The following is a 12,178-nucleotide window of genomic DNA, read 5'->3' on the forward strand; positions in this document are numbered from 1 at the left end:
GAACAGGGAATACGAGATGGCTTTTGATTTGGAGTGGATACTGGTTAGCGCGACAGCGATCAGCGGCGTTATTTGGGCGTTGTATCGGTTGTTAGTACGCAATGCTTCCGAAAAACCTGAACCGGTGCTTGTCGAATACGCCCGTTCCTTTTTCCCGGTATTACTGGCAGTGTTGGTATTGCGCTCGTTTGTGCTGGAGCCGTTTCGGATTCCTTCGGGTTCCATGTTGCCGACCTTAGAAATCGGCGATTTTATTTTGGTGAATAAATTTGCCTATGGGTTACGTTTACCGGTAGCACACACCAAAATCCTTGAGACCGGTAAACCGCAGCGCGGCGATGTGGTGGTATTTCGTTTCCCCAACAATCCAGACATTGATTACATCAAACGTTTAATCGGTGTGCCGGGTGATGTGGTGGAATGGGATAATAAGAACCTGCGTGTGAATGGTGTGGATTTAGCGCGTGTTGCGGTGGGGCAGTACAACGCGCTGGATCAAAACAACGGGGTACATGCCACCTTCCGTCTAACGGAGGATTTATTGGGCATTTCTCATGATATTCTGGTTGTGCCCAACACGGGCGGTTCGCGTGGCTCAATAACTGTACCGGAAGGCAGCTATTTTATGATGGGTGATAACCGTGACATGAGCCATGACGGGCGTGCTTGGGGTTTAGTGCCGGAAGCGAATTTGGTGGGTAAGGCGACTTACGTGTGGATGCACGCTAATTTTGGCGGCGATGGTTTTAAACCGTCACGTATTGGTAACTCAATCGACTAATTCATTTTCCTGCGTATTTAATTAATCATAACAATAAAGGTAAAACACAATGCGTAAGCAACAAGGTGCGACCTTCCTGTCATGGATGGCGACGGCTAGTGTGGTTATTTTTTCGCTGGTGACAGCCGTTAAGCTTGTCCCCGGTTATTTGGAATTTCGTGCGGTGAAGTCGCTGGCTCATGATATTGCGATGAATCCCAGCATGAAAAGTGCCAGTAAGCAGCAGATTAAAGCCAAAGTTGATGATTATTTGAATATCAACGGGTTGTATACGCTGACCTCGGATGCGTTTTCGGTAGAGCCAGTTCCGGGCAAGAAAAATGTCCGTGAACTGGTAGTACACTACGAATCACGCAAAAACTGGTTGGCAAACATTGATTTTTTGACAACGTTCCATTATTCGATTGAATTGGGAAAGGCTGGAGATACTTGAGCAAACTAAAAAAGCTACTGGGTAGCGAATTGATGGCGACGGACACGTTTAGCCGCGCCATCACCCACCGCAGTGCGGATGGTAAACATAATGAGCGCATGGAGTTTCTTGGTGATAGCGTGCTTGGGCTAATTATCACCACGGAGCTTTATCAGCGGATTCCACGGGCAAGCGAAGGTTATTTGAGTCGTTTGCGTGCGTCTTTAGTCAATGAAAATGCTTTGGCTGGGATTGCGGTTGAATTAGCGATTGGCGATTTATTGCGGCTGGGGCCGGGTGAACTCAAAAGTGGCGGGTTTCGGCGCAAGTCGATTATTGCGGATGCGTTCGAGGCATTGGTTGGCTGCATTTATCTGGAACAGGGCATGGACGCGGCACGCCAATTTGTATTGACCGCTTACGGCGAACGCCTTAACAATTTACCCACCGAAGATAGCCTCAAAGACCCCAAAAGCCGTTTGCAAGAATTCCTCCAGTCACGTGGTCACGATTTACCTGACTATCAGTTACTTGAAGTACACGGCGAAGCGCACAAACAGACGTTTACCGCTGAATGTGTGATCAACAGTTTAAACATCCGCACGCAAGGCACATCCGGGAGCCGCCGCAAGGCAGAGCAGGAAGCCGCCGCGCTTGCCTTTCAGCAGGTAATGGCTAAAAAATGACTGAATTATCTTCACAACGTTGCGGTTATGTCGCGATTGTTGGGCGACCTAATGTGGGTAAATCCACGTTGATGAACCATTTGATTGGTTTCAAAGTATCGGCGATTGCGAATAAACCGCAAACTACGCGCCACAGCATCCGGGGGATTCTCACCGAAGGCGATTATCAGATGATTTTCGTCGATACGCCGGGAATTCACCGCACTTCCAAAAGCTTGCTCAATAAAACCATTAACCGTGAAGCGGTGGCCTCTATTGAAGGTGTCGATGCGGTGGTGATGATTGTTGAAGCGATGCGCTGGCAAGATGAAGATAATCTGGTGTTAGAGCGTATTGCGCACGTCCAATGCCCGGTGTTTTTGATCGCCAATAAAGTGGACAAGATTGAGAAAAAAGAAAAACTGTTTGGCTGGTTGCCGGAGGTATTGAGCAAATACCCGTTCAAAGAAATTTTCCCGCTGTCGGCAACTAAGGGTACGAATACCGAACAGCTTAAAAACGCGCTGGCTAAAGTCATGCCGCAGCAAGACTGGATTTACGCCGAAGATGACGTGACCGACCAATCAACGCGCTTTATTTGCGGTGAATTGATCCGCGAGCAGTTAATGACGTATTTGCATCAGGAAATGCCGTATTCCACCGCTGTTGAAATTGAAACCTTTACCGAAAAACCACACATCACCGAAATAAACGCGGTCATTTGGGTGAGTCGCGAAAACCAAAAAGGCATCGTGATTGGGAGTAAAGGCGATACCCTCAAGCGCATTGGTAGCTCGGCACGGATTGCACTGGAAGCCTTTTTAGAGCGCAAAGTGATGCTGAAATTGTGGGTGCGGGTGGAAGAAAACTGGGAAAACAGCCCACGGCATCTGCAAAGCTTGGGGATTTCAACCTGAGTGTTGCCCCCACTTTCGCCAGCCTTCATCTTACGCCGTAACCCCTACCGCGACACCAGCGTATTGTTGGATTTGTTTACCCTTGAAGCTGGCAAGATTACCTGCGTTGCCAAATTCGGGCAGGGCAAAAACTCGCGCTCCAAGGGAATGCTCGAACCTTTCCGCCAACTCGATGCCAGTTGGACGGGAAGGGGCGAAGTATTTACGTTGTTTAATGCTGAAGAAAAACGCCGTTTCCCGCTGAAAGCTGCTGGTTTGGTGCGTGCCGTTTACGCCAATGAATTGTTGCTGCGGGCATTGTGGCAACACCAGCCGCAGCCGGAATTATTCGCCCAATACCAGCAAACCTTGTTCCGCCTCGAAAACCCCGCTGACGTACTCGCACTGCCGCTGTTTGAACTGGACGTGCTGGCAATGGCGGGCTATGTTCTCAATCTATGGCACGATGACGCAGAGGGACATGACATTGAACCCGCGATGCGTTACCGTTTCCGCCCCGACCACGGTTTGTATGCGGATGTGGGGGAGGGTAAAGGTGTACCCATTTCGGGTAACTTACTGATTGCGTTGCGCGAACCTGAAGCGATGAACTCCGAACAGCGGCTGGAATTGCGCCATACCCTCGATTACCTGATCCAGATGTTGCTGAAAGGCAAAACCTTGAATGCGAGAAAATTGTTCCATGAATAAGATCGAACTCGGTGTCAATATTGACCATATCGCCACTTTGCGCCAAGCACGCGGCACGGCTTACCCCGATTTGCTGGAGGCAGTACGGCTGGTGGAAGACGCAGGCGCACACGCCATTACCATTCATTTGCGCGAAGATCGCCGCCACATTCAGGACGCGGATGTGTACGCGATTCGCCAAATGTGTACGCGCCGTTTGAATCTGGAACTGGCGGCAACTGATGAAATGGTTGGGATTGCCTGCGATGTATTGCCGAATGATGCGTGTGTCGTTCCTGAAAAGCGCGAAGAACTCACCACCGAAGGCGGTTTGGACATTATCGGGCAATTCGAGCGGGTGCGCAGCGTGACCCAACGCTTAAATGCGGCGAATATCCGCGTATCGTTGTTTATCGAGCCGGATATTGAGCAAATCCGCCGTGTGCCTGACATTGGTGCACCTGTGATTGAATTGCATACTGGCACGTATGCGAATGCCAGTGGCGAAGCTAGACAGCGCGAATTAAACCGTATTCGCGAAGCCACCGAATTTGCACACAGTCTCGGTATTCAGGTAAACGCTGGGCATGGGTTGGATTACCACAATACCCAAGCGATTGCCGCGATTGCCAATATTCGTGAACTCAATATCGGACATTCAATGGTAGCGCGGGCAGTGTTTGTGGGTATCCGCCAAGCGACGCTGGAAATGTTGGAGTTAATGCAAGCAGCCAGAGCGGGTGCATGACCATTCTTGGCATCGGCACAGACATCGTGGAAATCGCCCGCATTGAACAAATGTTAGCGCGGCATCCCCAACGTTTAGCCGCCCGTATTTTGCACCCCAATGAACTCGAACGCTTCGCCAGTCAAGCCAACCCGGCAGCATGGCTGGCGAAACGCTTCGCCACCAAAGAAGCCCTTGCTAAAGCCCTCGGCACAGGTATCGGCAAAGAGGTGCGCTTACAAGAAATCGAAACGACTCACGATTTACGCGGTAAACCGTTGTTGCAATTGCATGGTGTAACACTGGCAACGGCGACAGCAATGGGTGTCGCCTCGTGTCAACTCTCAGTTGCCGACGAGCGCAGCCACGCCCTCGCTTTCGTGATTGCGGTGGGGAACTGAGGCAAGCCACTGCTGCAATTCCGCTGCCAAGGTTGGCGTATCCAATGGTTTACCGATATGCCCGTTCATGCCTGCTTTTAAGCATTCAGCAATATCATGACTCATGGTATTTGCGGTGAGCGCGATGATGGGAATTGAGGGGTTACGCACGGCTGCCATACCCGCGTGAATGCTATTGCCCCGGATATGGCGGCTGGCTTCCAGACCATCGCATTCCGGCATTTGTACGTCCATCAATACCAGATCATAATCTGCGTCAATCAGGTGTTGGATGGCTTGTTCGCCATTTTCTACGGTATCAACACGACTTAGCCCCAAGGTTTCCAGCATGGCTTGGGCAATGATTTGGTTGATGGGGTTGTCTTCTGCCAACAAGATGCGGCAATTAGGGTCAAGCGGGGTAAGTTCCGCTGGCTTTGGCTCGGATACCGGAGCGATTGGCGTTGGGGTTGCTACCTGATAAGGAATCTCGAACCAGAAACACGAGCCTTGCCCTTGCTGGCTTTGCATCCCGATTGTGCCGTGCATCAGGTTAACCAACTGCTTGGAAATTGCCAGACCCAAACCTGTTCCGCCGTATTTCCGTGCTGTTGATGATTCCATTTGTTGGAAACTACTGAATAATAAACCCTGTTTTTCAGCAGGAATGCCAATGCCAGTATCCCGAATCTCAAAGCGCAGTCGTTCGCCATCTTGTGTCGGTTTGATTGTCAGCGTAATCGTGCCTGCGTCGGTAAACTTGATGGCGTTACCAAGTAAGTTGAGTAATACCTGTTGGGTGCGGATTTCGTCACCTTTTAAATAGGGTGCGATGTCGGCATCCATCTCGATAACAAACGTCAAGCCTTTTTCTTTAGCGCGAATGTCCAGTAAGTGCTGTAAATGCGCCACCATATCGTGGAGCGGATAGTGGGTTAACTCCAGTTCCATCTTGCCCGCTTCGATTTTGGAAAAATCCAGCAAATCATTCAGCAGTGCCAGTAGCGTTTTGCCGCTGCGATGGATCAGGGAAACGTATTGTTGTTGTTCAGCCGTTTTCACCAACGGGGTCAGCAATTCACTTGCACCCAGAATACCGTTCATTGGGGTGCGTAATTCGTGGCTCATGTTCGCGAGAAAATGGCTTTTGGCTTGATTAGCGATTTCCGCCATTTCTTTGGCAGCGGCAAGGTTAGCAGTCTGTTGTTCCAGTAAATCGTTTTTGTATAAAAGCTGAAAGTAATCTTTATGGATAGTGTTGCCCATCGCGATGGTAAAAATTCCAAGCAGGAATAAGCCTAGCGCAATAATGTAGGCATCGGTTGTCCCGGTATGCTGCATTACCAGAATCGTTGGCCACAGTAGGATATTATTGAACAGTATCAGCAGGTTTCTGTCAGGCGACAAATGTGAAACCGAACCGGCTCCGATCATGAGCAATGGCAATAGCATGATTGTGCCATGCGTGCCCACGCCTACCTGAGACAATCCCCACGCGGTAAATAACCCCCAAATACAGCTTGATACCAACACATTGCTGCGAAACAGCGTCAGCCAGCGTTGCGGATTTTTAGCGCATAAAGAAGGTTGTCGCTTGATGAGAAACAATCGCCACAAAGTCAGCAGCAACATGAATAAGCCGGTTATGTAAACCAGCGTCGGGCTGTATTGGGTAAGGTGCGTCCCCTGCACCAATACAACCCAACTTACCAGATAAGCAAGTGTCCCGGAAACGGAACGCTGCGCCAGATCAGTGTCACGTTGCATTAACATGGCAGCGGACATATTGATGGAGGCTGTTTTGTTGGGGGCTACTGCTGAAACTGGCTGGATAAAAGGAGCCAAGATCTTGGTTGCGCTACTCACATGATTTCCTATTTATTATGTTTATTCGCAGGTTTGACACGTTACCTGATTATCAGATCAGGTCAAGTCAAATTCGTCGGTAGGTAGCGGATAAGTGGGATGGCTGGTAAGCTCTTTCTGCATCAATACCAAAGCAAGAGCGACGAACATGCATTACCCCACCATCGAAGATTTTATCGGCAATACCCCGCTAGTGCGTCTGCAACGTTTGCCGGGTGCAACCACTAACACTATTTTGGTGAAACTCGAAGGCAACAACCCGGCAGGTTCAGTCAAAGACCGTCCGGCATTAAGCATGATTCAGCGAGCCGAAGCCCGTGGCGATATTAAACCCGGCGATACCTTGATTGAAGCCACCAGCGGTAATACCGGGATTGCGTTAGCAATGGCAGCGGCAATTAAAGGTTACAAAATGGTGCTGATTATGCCGGAAACCATGAGTGCTGAACGCCGCGCTTCGATGAAAGCCTACGGCGCGGAGTTAGTGCTGGTTTCCAAAGAAGCGAGCATGGAAGGGGCGCGTGATCTGGCCTTGCAAATGGAGCGCGAAGGCAAGGGCAAAGTGCTGAATCAGTTCGCTAATGAGGATAATCCACAGGCACACTTTCATTCTACCGGGCCGGAAATCTGGCGCGATACGCACGGGCAGGTAACGCATTTTGTCAGCAGCATGGGAACGACGGGAACCATTATGGGCACGGGACGCTTCCTTAAGTCCAAAAATCCGCAAGTGCAAATTGTGGGGGTGCAACCTGCTACGCAAACCGATCAAATTCCCGGTATTCGTCGCTGGACACCGGAGTATTTACCGGAAATTTTTCACCGTAACGAAGTCGATCTGGAAATTGATATGAGTCAGCCGGAGGCGGAGCAAATCATGCATCGGCTGGCAGCAGAAGAGGGGATTTTCTGCGGTGTATCGTCGGGTGGTGCGGTTGCGGCGGCGTTACGTTTATCTGCAACGTTGCAAAATGCGACGATTGTGGCGATTATTTGTGACCGGGGGGATCGTTACATTTCCACCGGAATTTTCCCTGCCTAAAACGGCTGTTTGGGCTAATACATTGATAATACCAATAATTAAATGTAGCAAAATGCGTAAACTCGACTATAGTTAGAGCCATTGTGTGTCCTAACGATCAGAACGGATTCTGAAAATGTCGAAAACATTCGCGGCGTGTCAGTTGCAGGGAGTCTTTTTCCCTGCACATAAGCAGCAAACCTTCCACCGGATTAACCTCGAATACCTCGTGCCGTTACAGGCATTGGGTCGTCAGCACGTCTACAGTTTGCTGGATGCGGGGCTGCGCAGTAATTTACGTAAAGCCGGTGGTGCGGACGATGTTTTGCACAGTTTACGCCCGCAATTGGAAACGCTGGCCTCTCACGTTTCTGTGCAAGGTTTGAGCTTAATGCAAGGGCGCGAAGATTTACGCAAGCAATTATTAGCGCGTAGCCAAGGCAGTTTTTCGTTGTACCGTGCGAGTATGGGGGCAGATTTTGCCAGCAAGAAATTGGCAGAATCTTTAGTGACTGAAGGGCAGGCGGCACAACAACGGGTGATCTTGGCAGAACATATGCTGCACGATGCGGTGGCGGCGAATGCCGATAATTACCGCGCTCATTTTGAATTGGGTTGGATGTATTTATTTTTGTTGGGCAAACTGGAACGTGCAGCAACGCACTTTCAGGCAGCGGTGCAACACGCGCAATTGCTTGACCCGGCCTTTGCGCAATTTGCACGGCGGCATCTGGCAGATGCGTATTACGGTAATGGGCAATTCAGCGCGGCGGTGGAAACGGCGTTGCGCGCTACCCACGCGGTGGGGCTGGACGACATGGAAAGTGCCTATGAGTGCGCCCGTTATTTAGCCGCTGAAGGTGCGAATAACGCAGCGGCAGAACGCTTGGCGCAAGTGGTGGCACGTTCCCCGGTGTATTACGTGCAAGCGCAGATGGAACCGGATTTTGCCAATAACACTGAGATTGGCGGAATGTTACGTGACTTGCGTTCGGTGCGGGTCAAGCGCATTCAAACCTACGTGCAAACCCACTGGCAACAGCACCCGATGGCGGTATTGGCCTTACCTGATCAAATCAATAGCGGCGATTTATTCAAGCAAGTGGTACATCAGCACGTGCGGGTATTGTCGCATTTACCGTATGTCACCCTCAGCCAGCGTGAACAACAAATCGGCAAATTGATTTTAGCCGCTTCCCAAAAACGCATTGTACGCGAAGTGCAGCACCGTTCCCGTCATTACGAGCAAGTGGCAGAGCAACAGCGTTCGCGCTGGGGCTGGGTTAACCAAATCGGCGGGGTATTGATTCACGCCTCCGCCGTATTGTTGCTCGCCGCCCTGATGTTTTACCTATTGCGTATGGTTTCCGGGTTTTTCGGTATCGGTGGCCTGTTAGGTTCCGATGAAGTCATCAATCAACTGCTGGGAAGCATGTTGTTGTTGGGTGCAACCGGGATCACCTTGTTTCAGTTCGTGCCTTTCGGGGTGAAGCGTCTGCTGCGTAAACAGGTGGAACTCGACAATACTTTGCACGTTTTACGCTCATCCTAACCCCGACAGCGATCAATATCGCGCTCAATACGCCGATAAACCACGCTAAATCCATCCCGCCCGCGCCGCCGGGGTAAAGCATTTTGGGATTATCGGGTGTGGTGATTGGCATTCCGGCATACGGTGGTGGCGCGTATTGCTGAATCCAGGGCGCGTAATTGGCAACGCGGGTGTAAATGCCGTATTTGCCGGGGCGGGCGCAACCATCACCTTGACTGACAATGCCGACCTGACGATAAACCCCGTTTAAACGCACCATCAACGGGCCGCCGCTGTCGCCCACGCACGCATCTTTTCCGCCTTCCGGCAAGCCTGCGCACAGCATATTGCCTTGTATTTTGCCGCCGTAAGCGTTGGGGCGATTACACACTGCATTGTCCACAATTGGGATGCTGACTTGCTGTAAGGTGCGTGGGTAATTGGCGGGAATGCCGTCTTTGCCATTGGCTTGGCGTGCGCCCCAACCAACGACGGTGGCAGCCGTTCCGGGCGGTGGGTTATTGGCGTAAACCGGCATGGTCGCGCCTTCCAGCGGTGCGCTTAACATCAATAACGCTAGGTCGTTGATACCGCTGTGAGGGTTGTAATGCGGGTGAACCACAATGCGGCTCACATTCATATGCCGCCCTTTGGGGGAATCCAGACCGATTGCCCCGGAAAAAATCACCATATCGGGTGGGGTGTATTCATAGCTTAAGCCCGCTGCTTCCCCTTGCACACAATGCGCAGCGGTTAACACCCACAGCGGGTGAATTAAATTGCCGCCGCACAGCACTTCACCCGTTGCGGTAGTTTTAATCGCTACCACCGAAGGCCAAGCATTTTGCCCAGCGGGATTGCCCCCCACAATACGCATCATCCGATCTGTATTCGCACCCGCTACTTGCCATGGCAAAAGCAGGATAAAAATTATCCCCAATACCTTATACATTCTGTGTCCCCTGTCACGTTATCATGTAGCCCACAACGTTCGACCACCAAAACCGGCGAATTACTGCATTTAATGGGAAAATTTTATGAGTTTTATTTTAATCACCGGCAATGCCACGCTGGATATTGTCAATCGCGTCGCGCATTACCCGCACGAAGACGAAGAGCTGCGGGCGTTGGAACAATGGAGCGATTTAGGAGGCAATGCGGCGACAATGGCGCGGGTATTAGCCGCACACCGTCACCGTTGCGATTGGGTTGGGGTTGTTGCCAATGACAGTGACGGCGATAAAATCCTTGCCACCTTAAAAGCCCACCAAGTCGGCGTTGAACACGCTGACTGTCAGGTGGGTGTGTCACCGGTGTCGTACATTACCGTCAATCAGCAAAACGGTAGCCGCACGATTGTGCATTACCGCGATTTACCCGAATTAGCCGCCGAAGCTTTCATGGAAATCGAAGTGGAGCGTTACGACTGGTTGCACTTTGAAGGGCGTAATGTTGCCGCCTTGGGTGAAATGCTGCAATTCGCGCGTGAACGGGTGGTGGATCAACCGCTGTCACTGGAAATCGAAAAAGTGCGTGACGGGCTGGAAGAGCTGATTCCATTGGTGGATGTGGTGCTGTTTTCGCGTGCTTACGCGCAGGCACAAGGTTTTAAGGATGCAGTGAGTTTTTTGCAGGATCGTCAGGCAACCCACGGCGCGTTGTGGATGACCTGTACCTGGGGTGAGCAAGGTGCCTGGGCGATTGATCATGACGGTGCTATTTTTCACGAACCCGCGCTTGTCACCCCCGTGGTCATGGATACCGTGGGGGCGGGTGATGTGTTTAATGCGGGTTTAGTCCACGCGCTGGCTACCGGGCAACCGTTGGAGCAAGCCCTGCAATACGCGGTGCAATTAGCAGGGCGTAAAGTGCAGCAGCAGGGCTTCCAAAGTGTCGGGCTTTAAGCCGCTTGCGCACTGACACCGACAATGCGCTCATGCAAATGGCGATTGAGGCGGTGAATATCCGTATCCAGCCCGTAACTATCGCGCCATTCGTGACGGGGCGAAGTTGGCAAAATCGAACATTCATGGGTTTTGCCACTCGCGGTCGTCACTGACAGCACCGTGACCGGCGCGTGGAAATAATGGCGATGCACATTGTCGGGCAATGCGGCTTTCAACGCTGGTAATTCGGGCAGGGTTTGCTCACTCAGGCGTACCTGGGTGAGTTGTGCATACGGGTAAAACTCGTACTGTTCCTGCAAAAACTGATCCATAACCCGGTCGTAATACCCGCAACCTAACAGCAAGCCACGCTCAGTCAGTACCCACAAATGCAGGTATTGCACCCGGAAAATATTGTCACCTTTGCGCCCGTGCGCGGCATTTTGCATCGCCATCAAGCCATTATTTGCACTATCCAACAGCAACGTATGGATTTGCTTATCCGCCTTGCCGTGCAGCGGTAGTTGTAAATGCCCCCAGCTTTCGGTGATAAAACCCTGCCAATGACGTTTGCTTAACACTTTATGGAGATCGTCTAATTCGTGCGGGCGTAATACCCGTTGCAAGGTGCGCCGGAATAATTGTGCAATGGCCTGCTGATAACATTGCTGCATGTGCTCCAACGTTGCGGCAGGCGGCAAGCTGGCAAGCTGGTGTTGCAAGGTTTCCTGTTGCTGATGCAAGGTTTTCATTTGTTCTAAATGCTGGATCAAATCTTGGCGGGCTTGGCGCGATTGACGTTCGCTACGCAGCCAATACCATGCCAGTGCGCCAATCGGAGCCAGCGGTAACAAAAAGTGCCCACGCATTACCAGCAATATAATGGTTAAAACGGCTGCAAATAATGCTGCCAGTCGCGGTGAAGTTGCGGTGCGGTACTGGTGTTTGAGCATTGCCAGTTGCTGATTTAACGCCAGCGCGTGTGATTCGTGCGGTAACTGGTGCGGATCAGGGGTGAAAAAAAACCGCCAACGTTGGCAGTGCGCTTCATTCATCTCAGGTGCGAGTAGTTCCGTTGCCGCGTGCTGCGGGCAGGTGTGATTGGTGAAAATCGGGTAATCCAGCAGCTCATTACCTAAACGTGGGTAATCCGCTTGGAATTGTTGGTGTTGTTGTTCACTTTCCTGACGTTGGTTGCATTGGGCGCGGAATTCACGCAGCATGTGTTGCGTCATTCCCAACGTTTGGTATTCATTGTTATTCATTGGTATAGCCCCTGTTGTATCGGCAAGGATCGTTTAAAATTCTAACTCTTTGGCACTA

Annotated in this window: 13 protein-coding genes; 10 read left to right on the forward strand and 3 right to left on the reverse strand. The window is 51.2% G+C overall.

The window, feature by feature from the left end:
* Positions 1-16: 16 nt before the first annotated feature.
* From lepB to acpS, 7 genes are read left to right on the forward strand one after another with little or no spacing between them, the layout of a single operon-like run.
* A complete protein-coding gene (lepB, locus tag J9260_RS07725) occupies positions 17-781 on the forward strand; it encodes a signal peptidase I (protein ID WP_210220426.1) in 765 nt (254 codons plus the stop codon).
* A gap of 49 nt (positions 782-830) precedes the next feature.
* A complete protein-coding gene (locus tag J9260_RS07730) occupies positions 831-1,214 on the forward strand; it encodes a DUF4845 domain-containing protein (RefSeq protein ID WP_210220427.1) in 384 nt (127 codons plus the stop codon).
* The gene (rnc, locus tag J9260_RS07735; protein ID WP_210220428.1) at positions 1,211-1,879 is read left to right on the forward strand and encodes a ribonuclease III; all 669 of its coding nucleotides are present in this window, start codon (positions 1,211-1,213) and stop codon (positions 1,877-1,879) included. Before J9260_RS07730 ends, rnc begins: the two co-directional genes overlap by 4 nt.
* Positions 1,876-2,775, forward strand: a complete 900-nt coding sequence (gene era / locus J9260_RS07740; RefSeq protein WP_210220429.1) for a GTPase Era — start codon at positions 1,876-1,878, stop codon at positions 2,773-2,775. The genes rnc and era overlap by 4 nt, the downstream gene beginning before the upstream one ends.
* Positions 2,776-3,465, forward strand: a complete 690-nt coding sequence (gene recO, locus J9260_RS07745; protein ID WP_210220430.1) for a DNA repair protein RecO — start codon at positions 2,776-2,778, stop codon at positions 3,463-3,465.
* On the forward strand, positions 3,458-4,192 hold the full coding sequence (gene pdxJ / locus J9260_RS07750) for a pyridoxine 5'-phosphate synthase (protein ID WP_210220431.1): 735 nt from the start codon (positions 3,458-3,460) through the stop codon (positions 4,190-4,192). The genes recO and pdxJ overlap by 8 nt, the downstream gene beginning before the upstream one ends.
* Positions 4,189-4,572, forward strand: a complete 384-nt coding sequence (acpS, locus tag J9260_RS07755; protein WP_210220432.1) for a holo-ACP synthase — start codon at positions 4,189-4,191, stop codon at positions 4,570-4,572. The genes pdxJ and acpS overlap by 4 nt, the downstream gene beginning before the upstream one ends.
* Here acpS and J9260_RS07760 read toward each other — a convergent pair.
* Complete coding sequence (locus J9260_RS07760; protein WP_210220433.1) at positions 4,516-6,417, reverse strand: ATP-binding protein; 1,902 nt, start codon at positions 6,415-6,417, stop codon at positions 4,516-4,518. The two genes, acpS and J9260_RS07760, sit on opposite strands and share 57 nt — an antisense overlap.
* 148 nt (positions 6,418-6,565) lie before the next feature.
* On the opposite strand from J9260_RS07760, the gene cysM reads away from it, so the two are divergent.
* Together cysM and J9260_RS07770 are read left to right on the forward strand one after the other, a co-directional pair.
* Positions 6,566-7,459 (forward strand): cysteine synthase CysM, encoded by an 894-nt coding sequence (gene cysM, locus J9260_RS07765; protein WP_210220434.1) that lies wholly within the window; start codon positions 6,566-6,568, stop codon positions 7,457-7,459.
* A gap of 115 nt (positions 7,460-7,574) precedes the next feature.
* Positions 7,575-8,990 carry a tetratricopeptide repeat protein gene (locus tag J9260_RS07770; RefSeq protein WP_210220435.1) on the forward strand — a complete coding sequence of 472 codons (1,416 nt, stop codon included), beginning with the start codon at positions 7,575-7,577 and terminating at the stop codon, positions 8,988-8,990.
* On the opposite strand, the gene J9260_RS07775 is transcribed toward J9260_RS07770, so the two are convergent.
* Positions 8,896-9,921, reverse strand: a complete 1,026-nt coding sequence (locus J9260_RS07775; RefSeq protein WP_210220436.1) for a serine protease — start codon at positions 9,919-9,921, stop codon at positions 8,896-8,898. The genes J9260_RS07770 and J9260_RS07775 overlap by 95 nt on opposite strands.
* 85 nt (positions 9,922-10,006) lie before the next feature.
* On the opposite strand from J9260_RS07775, the gene J9260_RS07780 reads away from it, so the two are divergent.
* A complete protein-coding gene (locus J9260_RS07780; RefSeq protein WP_210220437.1) occupies positions 10,007-10,873 on the forward strand; it encodes a PfkB family carbohydrate kinase in 867 nt (288 codons plus the stop codon).
* Here the strand turns inward: J9260_RS07780 and J9260_RS07785 are convergent.
* Entirely contained in the window at positions 10,870-12,120 is a 1,251-nt protein-coding gene (locus J9260_RS07785; protein WP_210220438.1) for a hypothetical protein, read from the reverse strand. The two genes, J9260_RS07780 and J9260_RS07785, sit on opposite strands and share 4 nt — an antisense overlap.
* Between the last annotated feature and the right edge of the window lie 58 nt (positions 12,121-12,178).

It is taken from the genome of Thiothrix unzii, assembly GCF_017901175.1.
Taxonomy (GTDB): Bacteria; Pseudomonadota; Gammaproteobacteria; order Thiotrichales; family Thiotrichaceae; genus Thiothrix; species Thiothrix unzii.